Raw genomic sequence first — 16,009 nt, 5'->3', positions numbered from 1 at the left:
CGCCGCGGCGCGCCACCTCAACCTGATTACAGGCTGTAGTACAGGTCGAACTCGACCGGGTGCGTGGTCATGCGCAGACGGTTCACTTCCTGCATCTTCAGGTCGATGTACGCGTCGAGCATGCTGTTGCTGAACACGCCGCCACGGGTCAGGAACTCGCGGTCGTTGTCCAGGGCTTCCAGGGCCTGCTCCAGCGACGAGCAGACGGTCGGGATCTTCGCGTCTTCTTCCGGCGGCAGGTCGTACAGGTTCTTGTCGGCGGGATCGCCCGGGTTGATCTTGTTCTGGACGCCGTCCAGGCCGGCCATCATCAGGGCCGAGAAAGCCAGGTACGGGTTGGCCAGGGGATCCGGGAAGCGCGTCTCGATGCGGCGGGCCTTGGGGTTGCCGACGTAGGGGATGCGGATCGAGGCCGAACGGTTGCGGGCCGAGTAGGCCAGCTTGACCGGGGCTTCGTAGTGCGGGACCAGGCGCTTGTACGAGTTGGTGCCGGGGTTCGTGATGGCGTTCAGGGCACGGGCGTGCTTGATGATGCCGCCGATGTAGTGCAGCGCGAACTCCGACAGGCCGGCGTAGCCGTTGCCAGCGAACAGGTTCTGGCCGTCCTTCCAGATGGATTGGTGGACGTGCATGCCGGAACCGTTGTCGCCAACGATGGGCTTGGGCATGAACGTGGCGGTCTTGCCGTAGGCATGGGCCACGTTGTGGATCACGTACTTCATGACCTGGTTCCAGTCGGCGCGCTGGACCAGGGTCGAGAACTTGGTGCCGATTTCCAGCTGGCCGGGGCCGGCCACTTCATGGTGATGCACTTCGACGGGCACGCCCAGCTGGTCCAGCAGCAGGCACATTTCCGAACGCATGTCCTGGAAGGAATCGACCGGGGGCACGGGGAAGTAGCCGCCCTTGACGCGCGGACGGTGGCCCAGGTTGCCGCCTTCGAATTCGAGGGCGCTCGACCACGAGGCTTCTTCCGACTTGATCTTGACGAAGCAGCCCGACGCGTCGGCGTTCCAGGTCACGCCGTCGAACACGAAGAACTCGGGTTCCGGACCGAAGTAGGCGGTGTCGCCCAGGCCGCTGGACTTCAGGTAGGCTTCGGCGCGGCGAGCCAGCGAACGCGGGTCGCGGTCATAGCCCTTCATGTCGGACGGCTCGACCACGTCGCAGGTCAGGTTCAGCGTGACTTCTTCGCGGAACGGATCCAGGCGGGCGGTGGAGGTGTCCGGCACCAGCAGCATGTCCGAAGCTTCGATGCCCTTCCAGCCGGCGATCGACGAGCCGTCGAAGGCTTGGCCGCCTTCCAGCTTGTCTTCGTCAACAGCGTGGTGCGGCACGGAAACGTGCTGTTCCTTACCGGCGGTATCGGTGAAGCGGAAGTCGACGAACTTGACTTCATGCTCTTTAATCAGCTTCAGAACATCTTGGGGCGTGGCCATGTCATCTCCAGGGGGTATCAACAAAGAGTCGAGAACGTCGCTCGACCGGCGGGATTACATCAAGCAAGTTGCGTGCCAACTTGAAACACGCGTCATGACGGGGAACCGTGCGAGGAAATCGGGCAATATGCACCACTATAGTGCTTATATTGGTGCATGAAGCCCCATCGTGGGGCTTATGCCACTACAGGAATATTTCCTGGAGGTCGTTGAGGAAGCGCCAACCCAGCGGCGTCGCCCGCAGGCGAGTGGGGTCGGGATCCAGCAGGCCGCGGCGGGTGGCGGCCTGCAGGGGCTGCAGGATGGCGGCCAGCGGCAGGCCGGTGCGCTCGGTGAACAACGTGGCGGCCACCCCTTCGCGCAGGCGCAAGGCGTTCAGCATGAATTCGAAGGGCAAGGCCTCCTGCTCCACCTGCGTGCCGTGGGCCAGGTGCGAGCCGTCGCCGGCCAGCGCCTGCGTCATCCAGCTGTCCGGATTGCGCAGCCTGGCTTCGCGCACGATGCGGTCGTGGAAGGACAGCTTGCCGTGCGCGCCCGGGCCCAGGCCCAGATAGTCGCCGAATTCCCAGTAGTTCAGGTTGTGGCGGCTGCGCGCGCCCGGCCGCGCATAGGCGGAGACCTCGTAACGCGTCAGGCCTGCCTCGGCGGTGGCGGCCTCCAGCGCATCCTGCATCGCGGCGCTGGTGTCGTCATCCGGCAACTCGGGCGGATACTTGGCGAAGACCGTATTCGGCTCCATCGTCAGGTGATACAGCGACAGGTGCTCGGTGCCATGCGACAAGGCCGTGCGCAGGTCCAGCAAGGCGCCGTCCAGGCTTTGTCCCGGCAGCGCGAACATCACGTCGAGATTCACCCGCGCCACCGCCTTCTGCGCCGCATCGATGGCGGCGCGCGCCTGCCCGGCGTCATGCACCCGCCCCAAGGCCTTCAATTGCGCGTCATCGAAACTCTGGATGCCCAGCGAGATGCGGTTCACGCCGCTGGCGGCAAAGTCGCGCAGGCGCGCAGCCTCGGTGGCCCCCGGGTTCGCCTCGAGCGTGATCTCGGCGTCCGGCAGCACGTTCAGACAGGCCCGCAGCATGGCCAGCAACTCGTCCACGCCCGCGGCGGACAGCAGGCTGGGCGTGCCCCCGCCAATGAAGACCGAGATGACCTGCCTGCCCCAGACTGACGGCAAGGCCTGCTCCAGGTCGCGACGCAAGGCGTCCAGATACCGGCGCTCGGGCAGCTCTCCCACGATGGCGTGGGAATTGAAATCGCAATAGGGGCACTTGCGCACGCACCAGGGCACGTGCACATAGACCGACAAGGGCGGCAGGCTGGTCAGGCGCGACGCGCCCGGCCCGTGCGCGCCGGGGGGGCGGGACGGGGCCTGGCGGCCTTCTGCGACGATGGGAATGGTGAGCGCCATGGCGCCTTGCTTCGCCTGGAAAATCAGCGCCGTGGCCAGCGCGCCAGCAACTCGGCCAGCGCCAGGCCGCGATGGCTGTGGCGGTTCTTCTCGGCGGGCTCGAGCTCGGCAGCCGTGCGGCCCAGCGCGGGCAGGAAGAAATGCGGGTCGTAGCCGAAACCCTGCGCGCCGCGCGGCGCATCGACGATTTCGCCCTGCCACACGCCTTCGGCGATGAGCGGCTGGGGATCATCGGCCGAACGCACCATGACCAGCAACGCCACATACCACGCGCGGCGGTCGGCCACGCCTTGCAGGCGGCGCACCAGCAGGGCGTTGTTCGCGGCGTCGTCGCGCGCGCCCTCGCCTTCCGACTGCGCATAACGGGCCGACAGCACGCCCGGCTTGCCGCCGAGCGCGGCCACGCAGAGGCCCGAATCGTCGGCCAGCGCGGGCAGCCCGGTCAACTGGCTGGCGTGGCGCGCCTTGGCCAGCGCATTCTCGACAAAGGTCACGTGGGGTTCGGGCGCCTCGGGCACGCCCAGCTCGCCTTGCGGCACCAGCGTCACGCCCCGCGGCGCGAACAGGCTGGCGAATTCCTTCAATTTACCCGGGTTATTGGAGGCCAGCACCACGCGGCCAACGCCATCAGTCGAGATATCAGTCATGCCAGGATTGTATCGCCGCCCAAGTTGATACTTTTTTCGTGTTTTTGAAACAGTATGGAAACATTGTCACAGCACCATGACAATGTCCGCAACCGCCACACTCGCAGCAAGGGTCTTCCTTTCAGATGTCCGCGTCCGCAATTTCCCTCGCCGCGTCGCCCGCCGCCCCCTCCGAGGCCGACGGCTACGCCACCATGACGCTGGACACCGTGATCCGCCAGCGCCTGCTGCTGCCTCACTTCCAGCCCGTCATCGACCTGGTCCAAGGCGCCATCTATGGCCACGAGAGCCTGATCCGCGGACCGGAGCATACCCTGCTCTACAGCCCGGACGCCCTCTTCCACGAGGCTCGACGGCTGAACATCAACGCCAAGCTGGAACTCATCAGCGCCCAGACCGGCGCACGCCATTTCTGTGAGCAGAAATCGCCGGGCTACCTGTTCCTGAACATGTCGGCCTCGGCGCTCATGCAGCACTGGGACCTGCACGGCGAACAGTTCCCGCTGACATTGCTGGGCGACAGCGGCCTCGCGCCCTCGCGCGTCATCATCGAACTCACTGAACACGACCCGGTTGCCTGCCGCATTCAGGTGCTGTCCGAGGTCTTCGCGGCCATGCGCGTGCACGGCATGCGCCTCGCGCTGGACGACTACGGCGTCGGCCACTCCAGCCTGCAACTGTGGGCCGAGACCCGCCCCGACCTCGTCAAGATCGACCGCTATTTCTTCAACGGCATCAGCCGCGATGAAGGCAAGCAGAAGCTCGTGCGCGCCGTGCTGGCCGCCGCGCAATCGCTCGGCACGCCGCTGCTGGCCGAGGGCATCGAGACCGAGGACGACCTGGCGGTCGCCCGCGACCTCGGCATCCGCTATGCCCAGGGCTGGTACCTGGGCCGCCCCGCCGCCGCCGTCACGCCCAGCCTGCCCGCCAAGGTATCGGCCTGCCTTGCCTCGCGCGCCCTGCAGACGCACAGCGGCCGCGGCCAGGGCGGCACCGCCGCCAGCCTGCGCGTCGAGGCCCCCTCGGTGCTGGTGGGCAGCCACACCAACGACGAAGTCCATCGCCTCTTCCTGGAACACAAGGAACTGCACGCGGTCGCCGTCGTCGACGACGAAGACCGTCCGGTGGGCATCATCAACCGCCGCGACTTCTCGGAACGCTACGCGCAGCGCTACACCCGCGAACTCTTCGGCCGCGACCTGTGCTCGCGCTTCATGAACCCCGACCCCGTGCTGGTCGACCTGCACGCCTCCATCGACCAGCTCAGCCGCGTGCTGATCTCCGACGACCAGCGCTACCTGATCGACGGCTTCATCATCACGCGCGACGGCCGCTATGACGGCCTGGGCACCGGCGAGGCCCTGGTGCGCTCGGTCACCGAGATGCGCATCGAAGCCGCGCGCTACGCCAACCCGCTGACCTCGCTGCCGGGCAACATCCCCATCAGCCAGCACATCGGCGGGCTGCTGGAGCAAGGCGCCGACTTCGTCACCTGCTATGGCGACCTGAACAACTTCAAGCCCTTCAACGACGTCTATGGCTACTGGCGCGGCGACGACATGATCCTGCTGTGCGCCGACATCCTGAAGCACCACTGCGATCCGCAGCGGGACTTCGTCGGCCACGTGGGTGGCGACGACTTCGTCGTGCTGCTGCGCAGCCCCGACTGGCTGGAACGGGTGCGCCGCGCCATCGACGAGTTCAATACCCGCGCCATGTCGCTGTACGACGAGCAAGGCCGCGCCCGGGGCGGCATCGAAGCCGAGGATCGCTATGGCGTGCCGCGCTTCTTCCCCTTCGTCACGCTCAGCGTGGGCGCACTGATGGTGAACCCCGCCCTGTGCGGCCGCATCCGGCCCGAGGACATCGCCTCGGCCGCCGCGCAGGTCAAGCACAAGGTCAAGCACGGCAGCCTGTCGCTGGTCACCGAGCGCTATAACGACATCGTCGGCAGCTGAACCCGGCTGCCAGCAAGCCGGACACGACAAGGCACCCCGCGGGGAGCCTTGTTTTCTTGGGGCGGGCCCGGCAAGCAGGCCATTGCGCCCCCAAGCAGGACGGGCGCCTTTCGCGGCGCCCGTCCTGTCTCAAGCGGCTGTCTGCTCAGACGGGATCAGCACGGAATGCGTCTTCCCGGCGGCCCATCACCATGTCCAGCATGGGACGACGCGGGTGGCCCAAGGCCAGCGGCGGCGCTTCATAGACATCGCCGCCGTCCTGGAAATGCGTGGGTTCCTGCACCACCGGCTCGCGCTCCTGGCCGCGCACACGGAAGACCGCCACGGCTTCACACAGTTCGGTGGCCTGGCCGGCCAGGGCCGAGGCGGCTGCGGCCGTCTGCTCGATCATGGCGGCGTTTTCCTGGGTGGACTGCTCGATTTCGCCAATGGCCTGGTTGATTTCACGCAGGCCATGCGCCTGGGCATCGGCAGCGCTGGAAATGGCGGTCACGCGGTCGGCAGCCTGCTCGATCGCCGAGCGCATTTCGCGCAAGGTGGCATCGGCCATGCCCACTTCGCGCACCCCCGCGTTCACGCGCTCAGCCGAGGTTTCGATCAGCACCTTGATTTCCCTTGCGGCCTGGCTGCTGCGCTGCGCCAGGCTGCGCACCTCGCCAGCCACCACGGCAAAGCCCTTGCCCTGCTCGCCGGCACGCGCGGCTTCCACCGCGGCGTTCAGCGCCAGGATGTTGGTCTGGAAGGCAATGCTGTCGACCACACCGACGATCTCGGCGATGCGCTGCGAGCTGATGTCGATGTCACGCATGGTGGCGCTGACGCGGTCCACCGCCGTGCTGCTCTGCTTGGCCAGTTCCGTGGCCTGCGAGGTCTGCGTATTGGCCAGGCTGGCGTTGCCGGCGGTTTCCTGCACCGACTCGGTCAACTGGGCCAGGTTCACGGATGTCTGCTGGACGGAAGCTGCCTGGCTGGCCACGCGGTCGGACATGTGCGCGGCGCCGTCGGCGATTTCGCCCGACGCGTCATGGATGCTGTCCACGCCGCTGCGCACCGAGGTCACGGCACTGCTCAGGCCCGCCTGCATGCGGCGCATGGCCGAGAACAGCACGCCGATTTCATTGCGGCCGCGGTCGGAAATGGACACGGTCAGGTCGCCATCGGCGATGCGGTCGAAGTGGCTGCCCGCCTCGTCCAGCGGCCTGAGCATGACGCGGCGAAAGCCCATGCGCAGGAACACGGCCAGCACCAGCACGAAGATGAGCGTGCCGACCACGGCCTTGACGGCGAACGCCTGCGCGCTGGCGGCATTCTGGATGGCGGCTTCGCCATCGCGGCGCGACTGCAGCTGGAAAGCCTCGACGGCGGCGACGAAGTCGCCGTTCAGGCCCGGCAGCACCTTGTCGTTCAGGCGATTGATCTCGGGGCCGTTCCAGCCTTCGATGCCCTTGAGCAGCGGCTGCAGTCCTTGCGAGACGAGCGCATCGTAGCGCGTGAGCACGTCGTCGTAGAGCGGCTTGGACGCCGCGGCGGTATCGGGGTTGGCGCGCAGCGCCTCGAAGCTTTCGTGCGCGCGCGCCAGCAGCTTGCGCGCCCCGCCCAGCGCGGCATCGCGCTCTTCGATCATGCCGCCTTCCATGAAGGTCTTGGCATCGGTCAGCGCGCTGCGCGATTGGAAGACGCTGCCTGCGCCATTGGCCAGGTCGCTGGAACGTTCGATGTTGCCCTTGCCCAGGGCCTCGATGGCCACCTGGTTGCTGTTGAGCATTGCGATGCCGACGGCACCCGCGGCGGCGAACAGCAAGACGAAACCCGCCAGGACGGCGGACAGAGCCATATTTACGCCAATTTTTTTCTGCATGATGATCCGACTGGCGCCACAAGCGGCGCTTTGTACGCGATTATCGATTGCGGACTTGGCGGTTTCTTTACAGTTGCCGGACAAAAGCGCCGACACTTGCCGCACATGACGAATCATGACGCTTTCTGGCGCCCCCCATTGGGGCAAAGCCCATGCACGGCGCCTGCCGCGCATGGGGACGGCGCGGATCAGCCCGCGCGGCAGGCCTTCTGGCCCTCCACCAGCTGGCCGATGCCGGCCTGCGCCAGGTCCAGCAGATGGTCCAGTTCCGCACGCGAAAACGCCAGGCCTTCAGCCGTGCCCTGCACTTCCACCAGGTGGCCGCTGCCCGTCATGACGACGTTCACGTCCGCGTCGCAACCGGAGTCCTCCGGATAGTCCAGGTCCAGCAGCGGCTGGCCTTGCACCAGGCCCACCGACACGGCGGCGACGTGGTCGCGCAGCGGGCTGGCGCTCAGGTCGCCGCGGGCGATCAGCCAGTCCACTGCGTCGGCCGCCGCCACCCAGGCGCCCGTGATGCTGGCGCAACGCGTGCCGCCATCGGCCTGGATCACGTCGCAATCGATCTGCAGCGTGCGCTCGCCCAACGCTTCCAGGTCGAACACCGCGCGCAGGCTGCGGCCGACCAGGCGCTGGATTTCCTGCGTGCGGCCGCTCTGCTTGCCCCGGGCAGCCTCGCGGTCGCCGCGCGTATGGGTGGCGCGCGGCAGCATGCCGTATTCGGCCGTCACCCAGCCACGGCCCTGGCCCTTCATGAAGCCGGGCACCTTGTCCAGCACGCTGGCCGTGCACAGCACGTGCGTGCCGCCCAGCTGGATCAGCGCGGAACCCTCGGCATACGGCGCATAGCCGCGCGTGATGGCCAGCGGGCGCAGGCTGTTGGCGGCGCGGGCCTCGGGACGGCGGGTGATCGGGGTGGACGGGACGGTCATGCTGGACTCCTGGTTTGCGTTGTGCCCGGATTGTAAGGGGCTGCCGCCAGCGCAGGTACACCGCCCGGCGAGGCCGCGCTGCCGGAACGCGTATCATGGGGCGTTACTTCCCTGACACGCGACGCGCCCCTGCATGAAACCCCAACTCGACAGCATGACTGCCTTCGGCAGCGCCCAGACCGAACTCGACGACGTGACCCTGACCGTGGAGCTGCGCAGCGTCAACAGCCGCTTCCTGGACTTGCAGTTCCGCCTGCCCGAGGACCTGCGCCTGGCCGAGGCGCCGCTGCGCGACCTGCTGAACGGTTCGGTGGCACGCGGCAAGATCGAAGTGCGCGCCGCCTATGCGCGCCGCGCCGCGACCGAGACGCCCAAGCTGGACCCGCAATGGCTGCGCTCGGTCGCCGATGACCTGGAAGTGGCGCGCGCCGTGTTTCCCGGCATGGACCAGCCGCGCCTGGTCGAACTGCTGAACTGGCCCGGCCAGCGCAACAACACCGGCCCCGACCTGCAGGCCTGGGCCGCGGGCGCGGTGGCGGCGGCGCGCGACGCCGTGGCCCAGCTGCAGGCGGCACGCCGCCGCGAAGGCGAACGCCTGGCGGAAGTCATGCTGGATTGCGCGGCCCAGGTGGCCGCCATCGTCGACCAGGTGGAAGGACACCTGCCCCAACTGCTGGCCGACCATCGCGAACGCCTGGCCACCAAGCTGCGCGACACGGTCGAACAGGCCTTCCCGGGCGGCTTCACCCACATCAGCGGCGAGGAACTGTCCGAGCGCCTGTCGTCGGAAGCCGCCCTCTTCGCGCTGCGCATCGACGTGGCCGAGGAGCTGGCACGCCTGCGCGCCCACCTGCAGGAACTGCGCCACATCCTGCAAACCGGCGAGGCCGGCGGCAAGCGCGGCGGCAGCGCCGGCAAGCGCCTGGACTTCCTCTTCCAGGAAATGAACCGCGAGGCCAACACGCTGGGCTCGAAGGCCGGCGGCATGGAGGTCACGCGCGCGGCGATGGACCTGAAACTGCTGATCGAGCAGATGCGGGAACAGGCGCAGAACATCGAGTAAGCGCGTCAAGGAAACGTCTCGCTTCCGGCCCCCGAAAGAGGGGCGTGCGCGCCCCCCCGACTCAGTCTATCCGTCCCCCTGCCGCCTGCACGACCTCGCCCGACAGCGTCCAATCGTCCTTCAGCAAGGCCTGGAAGCCCTGGGCCGACTCCGTCGCGGCTTCCACGCCGACGCGTGCCAGGCGTTCCTGCACGACCGGGTTCGCCAGCACCTGGTTGACCGCCTTGTTCAACTTGTCGATTTCCGCGGGCGGCGTGCCTGCTGGCGCGAGCAGGCCCAGCCAGGAATCGAAGGCATAGCCCGGCACGCCGGCCTCGGCCACCGTGGGCAGGTCGGGCAGGAAGCGGGAACGGGACTGCCCCGAATACGCCAGCAGCGTCACGCGCGCATCTTCCTTGAAGGCCAGCATGGCGATCGACGCGCCTGTCACCACCTGCACACGGCCCGCCAGCAGTTCCGTCGTCGCATCGCCCGTCGACTTCAACGGGATGTGCTGCAGGTCCAGCCCCGCCTTGGCTGCAAGCAGCGCGGTCGCCAGGTGCGAAGCGCTGCCGTTGCCTGCCGACGCATAGTTGAAGGCACCCGGCCTGGCCTTGGCCTGTGCGATCCAGGCCTGCAGGGAGTCGACGCCCAGCGAGGCCGGCACGCCGACCACATAACCGGTGCGGCCCAGATAGGCCACGCCGACGAAGTCCTTCACGGGGTCGTAGGGCAGCTTGCTGTACAGGTGGCCGCTCAGGTGATGGCTGGCCGCCGCCAGCACCAGGGTGTTGCCGTCCGGCGCGCTGCGCGCGACCTGCGCAGTGCCGACACTGCCGCCCGCGCCCGCGCGGTTTTCCACCACGACCGTGGCGCCCAGCGCCTGGCCGAGTTCCTGGCTGAAGGTTCGCGCCACGGTGTCTTGCGTGGCCCCCGGGCCGAAAGGCACGACGATGCGGATGACGCGTTCGGCCTGCACGGCGGCCGACGCCAGGCCCAGCGCCGCGGACACGGCAAGAACGGCCGCGCCGCGAAGGGTAAAGGGGATGAAGCGCATGAGGGTTCCTTGCATCAGGAGGGTTGCAGCCAGCGCTCGGCCAGCCGCACGAAATAGGCCGCGCCGGTGGCGAGGATGTCGTCGTTGAAGTCGTAGGAGCGGTTGTGGATCACGCAGGGGCCCGCGCCATGACCGGGCAGGCGGTGGTCGCCCTGGCCATTGCCGATGAAGGCATAGCATCCCGGGCGCGCGCGCAGCATGTGCGCGAAGTCTTCCGCGCTGAAGACGGCGGGGTAGTCCTCCTGCACGCCATCGTCGCCCGCCAGCTCGCGCATGACCTCGGCGGCAAAGCGGGCTTCGGCCGGATGGTTGACCAGCGGCGGCGAGGCCCGCACGAAGCTCACCTCGGCCGTGCAGCCATGCGCCTGCGCGGTGTGCGTGGCCTGGCGGCGCAAGGCGGCCTCGATGCGGTCCAGCGCGTCCAGCGAGAAGGTGCGCACGGTGCCGCCCACCCAGGCCGTGTCGGGAATGGCGTTGGGCGCGTTGGAGCCCTGGATCTGCGTGACCGCCAGCAATGCCCGGTCGCGCGAATCGACATGGCGCGCCACCAGGGTCTGCAACTGCTGCGCGATGTCGATGGTGGCCGCGACCGGATCCACGCCGGTGTGCGGCAGCGAGGCATGCGTGCCCTGCCCGCTCACCGTGATGCGATAGGTATTGCTGGACGCCATGAGCGCCCCGTGGTTCAAGGCGAAAGTCCCCACGCGATCCAACGCGAAGTTGTGCAGCGCGAAGACGGCATCACAGGGGAAGCGTTCGAACAGTCCTTCCTCGATCATCTTGCGCGCGCCCGCCTGCCCCATCTCCTCGGCAGGCTGGAAGATGGCATGCACCGTGCCCGCGAATTGCCGCGTGCGGGCCAATTCCCAGGCCGCGGCCAGCAGCATGGTGGTGTGGCCATCGTGGCCACAGGCGTGCATGCGGCCTTCGTGGCGCGAACGGTGCGCGAACTGGTTTTCCTCGGCGAGCGGCAAGGCGTCCAGGTCGGCGCGCAGGCCGATGGTGCGCGTGCCGCCGGGCAGGCTGCCTTGCAGCACACCGACCACGCCGGTGCCGGCAATGCCCCCGTGCACCGTCCAGCCCCATTCCTTCAGTCGGGCGGCGACGATCCCGGCCGTGCGGTGTTCGGCATATCCCAGTTCGGGGTGGGCGTGCAGGTCACGGCGCAGGGTGATGAACGGGGTGATGTCGCCGAAGCGATCAACGGCTGAAGTCAAAGACGGGCCTCCGGATGGGGACAGATCAACCGGATACAGTAGCAAGCGCGGCATGCCTGCCCTAGGATTGATGTTTCATATGGATATGCCCCCTGGGACGCACCCGCTGCGCGCGCCCCGTTGCCCTGTCTTGTCCAAACCTGTTGTAATCAGGCACCCTTATTCGTCCAAGCCCCAGAAGATGAAACGTCTCGCCGCCTACCTGTTCCTCTTTCTCTCCAGCCTGAGCCTGTCCGGTTGCGGCTACAACGCCATGCAGGCGGCCGACGAGCAGGTCAAGGCGGCCTGGTCGGAGGTGCTGAACCAGTACCAGCGGCGCGCCGACCTGGTGCCCAACCTGGTCGCCACGGTGAAGGGCTATGCCGCCCACGAACAGCAGGTGCTGACCGACGTGACGAATGCCCGCGCCCGCGTGGGCTCCGTCAATATCACCGCCGACCAGCTGGACGACCCGCAGATGCTGCAGCGCTTCCAGCAGGCCCAGAGCGAACTGAGCTCGGCGCTGTCGCGGCTGCTGATGGTCACCGAGAACTATCCGCAACTGAAGGCCGACGGGCTGTTCCGCGACCTGATGGTGCAGCTGGAAGGCACCGAGAACCGCATCACCGTGGCACGCAATCGCTACGTGCAGGCGGTCCAGCAATACAACGTGCTGGTGCGCCAGTTCCCCGGTGTCATCACCGCCAAGATCTTCGGCTACAGCCCCAAGGCCAATTTCTCCGTCGAGAACGAAGCCGCCATTTCCAACGCGCCCCGCATCGACTTCGGCAACGGCACGCAAGCGCCGAAGCCCGCGCCGGCGCAATGATGGCGGCGCTCGCGGCTGCCGGGCGCGGCGCCTTGCGCATCTGGCGCGCCTGGCTGTCCGTGCTGATGCTGTTCGCGGTAAGTCTGGGCCTGGGCGCGCCGGCCGCGGGCGCCCCGGCCGACGCAGGCAGCCCCTCGCCTCCCGTCGTGGCGCCGTCCGCCGGCCAGGACGAGGTGCCCGCGCTGCGGCAACGCGTCACGGACCAGACGTCCACGCTCCCGGCCAGCACCCGCGACGCGCTCGACCGGAAACTGGCCGCGCTGGAGCGCGACAAGGGTGCGCAGCTTGCTGTCCTGATCATCGACTCGACCGGCGATGCCACCATCGAGCAGTACGCGACGCGCACCTTCGACGCCTGGCGCCTGGGCCGCGGCAACGTGGACGACGGCATCCTGTTGCTGGTGGCGAAGTCCGATCGGGCGTTGCGCATCGAGGTGGGCTACGGCCTGGAAGGCGCGGTGCCGGACGTCCTGGCGGCACGCATCATCCGCGAACAGATCACGCCACGCTTCCAGCAAGGCGACTACGCGCGCGGCATCCAGGCAGGCGTGGACGCCCTGGACATGCTGGTGCGGGGCGAGCCGCTGCCGCCGCCGGTGGCACGCAGCGCAGGGGGCACCGGGGTGCTGAGGTCCCTGCTGGGGCATCTGCCCTTCGAGGTCCTGGCGATAGCCGGGCTCTTCATCCTGGCCCTGCCGCCGTGGGTCGCGGCCTGCGCGGGCGCAGTCCTTGGCTATGCCCTGATGGGGTCGTGGTTCCTGGGCCTGCTGGGCGCGGGCATCGGCTTCCTGGCGTCGCTCGCCTTTGCCGATGCGCGCAAGCGCGAAGCCTCGTCGTCGCGGATATCCCGCGGCGGCTGGTCCGGTTCAAGCGGCGGCAGCAGCCGCGGCGGGGGCGGCTGGTCCAGCCGCGGCGGTGGCGGGTTCGGTGGATTTGGCGGCGGCGGAGGCCGCAGTGGAGGCGGTGGTGCATCCGGTCGTTGGTAAGGTGTCGGGCAGGATCGCCTCGGCCAGCGGCTGGACCGCGCTTGCCGGGCACTGGATACGCTGGCGCCAGCTCGGCCCGGCCGCGCTCGCCCGGTTGGCCGACGCCATCCGTGCCAGCGAGGTGGGCCACACCGGCGAGTTGCTCGTCGTAGTGGAAACCGCTCTCCCCTCGCGCCATCTCGACAGCCACGAACGCGCGCTGGAGGTCTTCGGGCGGTGGCGTGTCTGGGACACGCCCGGGCGCAGCGGCGTCCTGCTGTACGTGGCATTGGGTGACCACCGGATCGAGATCATCGCCGACCGTGGCGTCCCGGTGGCGGATGCGCATTGGCAGACCCTGTGCGACACGCTGCAGTCGGCGCTGCGCGCGGGCCGCTACCTGCCGGGTTTGCTGGCGGCGATTTCAGGCATCGAGGACACGCTGCGTGCCACCCTGCCGGATGAGTCGCCCGGCACCCCGAATCGCCTGACCGACAGCCCCTTGCTCATATAAGGGGCTGTGTCACGGCTGCCCAGGCGGCTCGGCCGCGCCCAGCAAGCCGCCAGGCGATCCGCCCGCCGCGCGGGCCGGCGGCATGCCATCGTTGCGGCGCCCTGCCGCCACCACCACGCCCGGCGTTCCCGGGGCCAGGCACCCCGTGCGCAACCAGTTCAGGGACACCGGCCATAACGTTTTCTCGTACCGGCTGTGGAAGAAGGCGAAATGGCCGATGCGGGGCTCGCCGATGGACTCTGGAGATATCCGCAGATGCGTGGCGCGGCTGTTGCGAAAGTAGGCCAGCAGCCGCTCGATGGCGGCTTCCGTCCCGAAATCGTCATCCGTCACGCTGATGGCAAGGATGGGCGCGGACAGGTTTTCACAACGCTCCACCAGCGCCTGCCTGCCGGCGATCCGCTCGGGCGGCACGCCGCGGCGCAACTGGCTTTCCAGGCGCCGCATGTGCGTGGTCCATTCGTGCACGACGCCGCGCGGCGTGTCCTCCAGCCACCCCAGCGCCTTGCCCGGGAAGTAGCCCAGCAGCCGGGTCAGCGTCGGCATGACGACCTGCCACTTGAGCAACATGCGCAAGCGGTCGCGCGGCGCGAAGTCGCGCCAATAGGCGATTTGCGCCCCCACGGTGCACACCCGGCGCAAGCGGTGGTTGGAGGCCGCCAGGCCGGTGACGAATCCCCCCACGCTGTGCGCCACCACGTCGATGGGCTGGTAGGGACGTGACGTGAAGGCGTACTGGATAGCCGCTTCGAAATCCTGCTCGCCCCACGTCGTCCACCCGGCATCCAGCTGTCGCAACGACCCCTCGCGCGACAGGCCGATGCCGCGATAGTCGTAGGTCATGACATCCATGCCGTGCCGGAACAGGTAATCCGCGTAACGGCCGTAATAGCGGCTCGCCACGGACGTCGCCGCATTCAGGATCACCAGGCTGCGGTCCGGGTCCCTGCCCTCATGGCGCCACAGCCTGCCATGCAGGGTATGGCCGTCGGCGGCCTGGAAGGAAATGGGCAGTGGCGGTGAAGGCTGGGTGGACATAGGCGGATGCTCCCCATCAGGATTTGCCCCCATTTCACTTGACATGGCCAAAAGACTCAATCAATCTTCTCAGGACCTTTCGCATGAGTGAACGGAATGTCAACGCCCCTAGTCCGCCTTGCTTCGCTGGACCTGATCCGCGGTTTCGTCGCGGTCGGGCGGCGCATGAGCATCACGTTGGCCGCCGAGGACCTGTGCCTCACCCAGTCCGCGGTCAGCCGCCAGATCCAGGCGCTCGAGACCGCGCTCGGCGTGAAGCTGCTGCTGCGCGGCCACCGCGCGATCACCCTCACGCCGGAAGGCGAACGGCTGTTCCGGACCGCCGACAGCGTGGTGCAGCAGTTGCAGGATGCGTTCTATTCCCTTGCGCATGACCGCGAACGCCAACCCGTCACCATCACGGCCAGCATCGGCGTGACCGCGTTGTGGCTGCTGCCGCGACTGGGCCGGTTCCAACAGCAGCACGCGTCCATCGACGTGCGGGTCGCGGCCAACAACAAGCTCATCGACCTGCGCCAGGAAGACGTGGACCTGGCCATCCGGTATTGCGCCGACAAGCAGGCGCCGCACGGCGCATTGCGGCTGTTCGGCGAGGCCGTGTTGCCCGTGGCGCATCCCTCCTTCGCCTCGGCAAGGCTCGATACCCCGCAAGGCCTTGGCGAGCTGGTCCTGCTGGAGTTCGACGTGCCTGGACGGCCCTGGCTGCACTGGGCCGACAGGCTCAGCGTGGCGGGCCTGGACAGCACCCGCGCGCGCGGCCTGCTGCGCTTCAACCAGTATGACCAGGTGATCCAGGCCGCGGTGGCCGGCCAGGGCATCGCGCTGGGACGCTATTCCCTGGTGGCGCCGATGCTGGCCGATGGCCGGCTCATCTCGCTCGACTCGCTGCCTGGCGGGCATGTGGGCGGCTATGGCTACTGGCTGATCCAGGCCGACACCCAGCCACGCCAGGACGTGATCGACGTCGTCACCTGGATCCGCGCGGAAGCCGCGGCGCTGGGGGCGCCCGACGCCCTGGCGATCCTTGCCTGAACGTCGTCGCCTCGCGTCCTACCACCGTTGGTAGTTGCCGCCCGCGCACGGCACGGGCTGAAATAGCCTGGCTGGCGCGGCCTTCGCCGCG

General features: G+C 68.1%; 14 protein-coding genes. 6 read left to right on the top strand and 8 right to left on the bottom strand.

What is annotated here, in order from left to right; translation table 11 throughout:
* Window positions 1-26: 26 nt before the first annotated feature.
* The 3 genes from glnA to rdgB form a co-directional block, all read right to left on the bottom strand.
* On the bottom strand, window positions 27-1,439 hold the full coding sequence (gene glnA / locus ODI_RS11530; RefSeq protein ID WP_067749276.1) for a type I glutamate--ammonia ligase: 1,413 nt from the start codon (window positions 1,437-1,439) through the stop codon (window positions 27-29).
* Window positions 1,440-1,623: 184 nt separating this feature from the next.
* Complete coding sequence (hemW, locus tag ODI_RS11525) at window positions 1,624-2,850, bottom strand: radical SAM family heme chaperone HemW (protein WP_067749278.1); 1,227 nt, start codon at window positions 2,848-2,850, stop codon at window positions 1,624-1,626.
* 23 nt (window positions 2,851-2,873) lie between these two features.
* Window positions 2,874-3,497 carry an RdgB/HAM1 family non-canonical purine NTP pyrophosphatase gene (gene rdgB / locus ODI_RS11520; protein ID WP_067749279.1) on the bottom strand — a complete coding sequence of 208 codons (624 nt, stop codon included), beginning with the start codon at window positions 3,495-3,497 and terminating at the stop codon, window positions 2,874-2,876.
* A gap of 125 nt (window positions 3,498-3,622) precedes the next feature.
* Here rdgB and ODI_RS11515 point away from each other — a divergent pair, with 125 nt between their 5' ends.
* Window positions 3,623-5,455, top strand: coding sequence for an EAL domain-containing protein (locus ODI_RS11515; RefSeq protein WP_408635825.1), 1,833 nt, complete (start codon window positions 3,623-3,625; stop codon window positions 5,453-5,455).
* Between the two features lie 145 nt (window positions 5,456-5,600).
* On the opposite strand, the gene ODI_RS11510 is transcribed toward ODI_RS11515, so the two are convergent.
* Together ODI_RS11510 and rph are read right to left on the bottom strand one after the other, a co-directional pair.
* Window positions 5,601-7,313, bottom strand: coding sequence for a methyl-accepting chemotaxis protein (locus ODI_RS11510; RefSeq protein ID WP_269460520.1), 1,713 nt, complete (start codon window positions 7,311-7,313; stop codon window positions 5,601-5,603).
* Between the two features lie 188 nt (window positions 7,314-7,501).
* The gene (gene rph, locus ODI_RS11505) at window positions 7,502-8,245 is read right to left on the bottom strand and encodes a ribonuclease PH (RefSeq protein ID WP_067749281.1); all 744 of its coding nucleotides are present in this window, start codon (window positions 8,243-8,245) and stop codon (window positions 7,502-7,504) included.
* A 133-nt stretch (window positions 8,246-8,378) separates the two neighbouring features.
* On the opposite strand from rph, the gene ODI_RS11500 reads away from it, so the two are divergent.
* Window positions 8,379-9,308, top strand: a complete 930-nt coding sequence (locus ODI_RS11500; protein WP_067749282.1) for a YicC/YloC family endoribonuclease — start codon at window positions 8,379-8,381, stop codon at window positions 9,306-9,308.
* A 61-nt stretch (window positions 9,309-9,369) separates the two neighbouring features.
* Here the strand turns inward: ODI_RS11500 and ODI_RS11495 are convergent, their stop codons facing one another.
* Together ODI_RS11495 and ODI_RS11490 are read right to left on the bottom strand one after the other, a co-directional pair.
* Window positions 9,370-10,344, bottom strand: coding sequence for a tripartite tricarboxylate transporter substrate-binding protein (locus ODI_RS11495; protein WP_067749285.1), 975 nt, complete (start codon window positions 10,342-10,344; stop codon window positions 9,370-9,372).
* 14 nt (window positions 10,345-10,358) lie between these two features.
* Window positions 10,359-11,561 (bottom strand): M20 aminoacylase family protein, encoded by a 1,203-nt coding sequence (locus ODI_RS11490; RefSeq protein WP_067749287.1) that lies wholly within the window; start codon window positions 11,559-11,561, stop codon window positions 10,359-10,361.
* Between the two features lie 181 nt (window positions 11,562-11,742).
* Between ODI_RS11490 and ODI_RS11485 the strand changes: the two genes are divergently transcribed.
* The 3 genes from ODI_RS11485 to ODI_RS11475 are packed head-to-tail and all read left to right on the top strand — an operon-like array spanning window position 11,743 to window position 13,848.
* Entirely contained in the window at window positions 11,743-12,369 is a 627-nt protein-coding gene (locus ODI_RS11485; protein ID WP_067749290.1) for a LemA family protein, read from the top strand.
* Entirely contained in the window at window positions 12,366-13,355 is a 990-nt protein-coding gene (locus tag ODI_RS11480) for a TPM domain-containing protein (protein WP_231968037.1), read from the top strand. The genes ODI_RS11485 and ODI_RS11480 overlap by 4 nt, the downstream gene beginning before the upstream one ends.
* Window positions 13,336-13,848 (top strand): TPM domain-containing protein, encoded by a 513-nt coding sequence (locus tag ODI_RS11475; protein WP_157929752.1) that lies wholly within the window; start codon window positions 13,336-13,338, stop codon window positions 13,846-13,848. The genes ODI_RS11480 and ODI_RS11475 overlap by 20 nt, the downstream gene beginning before the upstream one ends.
* Window positions 13,849-13,857: 9 nt before the next feature.
* On the opposite strand, the gene ODI_RS11470 is transcribed toward ODI_RS11475, so the two are convergent.
* Window positions 13,858-14,886 (bottom strand): alpha/beta hydrolase family protein, encoded by a 1,029-nt coding sequence (locus ODI_RS11470; protein ID WP_197707092.1) that lies wholly within the window; start codon window positions 14,884-14,886, stop codon window positions 13,858-13,860.
* A gap of 96 nt (window positions 14,887-14,982) precedes the next feature.
* Here ODI_RS11470 and ODI_RS11465 point away from each other — a divergent pair, with 96 nt between their 5' ends.
* Window positions 14,983-15,918 (top strand): LysR substrate-binding domain-containing protein, encoded by a 936-nt coding sequence (locus tag ODI_RS11465; RefSeq protein ID WP_067749296.1) that lies wholly within the window; start codon window positions 14,983-14,985, stop codon window positions 15,916-15,918.
* Window positions 15,919-16,009: the final 91 nt, after the last annotated feature.

It is taken from the genome of Orrella dioscoreae (assembly GCF_900089455.2).
In the GTDB taxonomy this organism is placed as follows: domain Bacteria; phylum Pseudomonadota; class Gammaproteobacteria; order Burkholderiales; family Burkholderiaceae_B; genus Orrella; species Orrella dioscoreae.
This window is presented reverse-complemented; position numbering and strand designations above follow the sequence as displayed.

Bases quoted from the DNA above. Each gene is read 5' to 3' on its own strand.
- ODI_RS11500 (WP_067749282.1), top strand. From the start codon at position 8,379: ATGAAACCCCAACTCGACAGCATGACTGCCTTCGGCAGCGCCCAGACC.
- hemW (WP_067749278.1), bottom strand. From the start codon at position 2,850: ATGGCGCTCACCATTCCCATCGTCGCAGAAGGCCGCCAGGCCCCGTCC.
- rph (WP_067749281.1), bottom strand. From the start codon at position 8,245: ATGACCGTCCCGTCCACCCCGATCACCCGCCGTCCCGAGGCCCGCGCC.
- ODI_RS11470 (WP_197707092.1), bottom strand. From the start codon at position 14,886: ATGTCCACCCAGCCTTCACCGCCACTGCCCATTTCCTTCCAGGCCGCC.
- ODI_RS11515 (WP_408635825.1), top strand. From the start codon at position 3,623: ATGTCCGCGTCCGCAATTTCCCTCGCCGCGTCGCCCGCCGCCCCCTCC.
- ODI_RS11465 (WP_067749296.1), top strand. From the start codon at position 14,983: ATGTCAACGCCCCTAGTCCGCCTTGCTTCGCTGGACCTGATCCGCGGT.
- glnA (WP_067749276.1), bottom strand. From the start codon at position 1,439: ATGGCCACGCCCCAAGATGTTCTGAAGCTGATTAAAGAGCATGAAGTC.
- ODI_RS11485 (WP_067749290.1), top strand. From the start codon at position 11,743: ATGAAACGTCTCGCCGCCTACCTGTTCCTCTTTCTCTCCAGCCTGAGC.
- rdgB (WP_067749279.1), bottom strand. From the start codon at position 3,497: ATGACTGATATCTCGACTGATGGCGTTGGCCGCGTGGTGCTGGCCTCC.
- ODI_RS11480 (WP_231968037.1), top strand. From the start codon at position 12,366: ATGATGGCGGCGCTCGCGGCTGCCGGGCGCGGCGCCTTGCGCATCTGG.
- ODI_RS11495 (WP_067749285.1), bottom strand. From the start codon at position 10,344: ATGCGCTTCATCCCCTTTACCCTTCGCGGCGCGGCCGTTCTTGCCGTG.
- ODI_RS11510 (WP_269460520.1), bottom strand. From the start codon at position 7,313: ATGCAGAAAAAAATTGGCGTAAATATGGCTCTGTCCGCCGTCCTGGCG.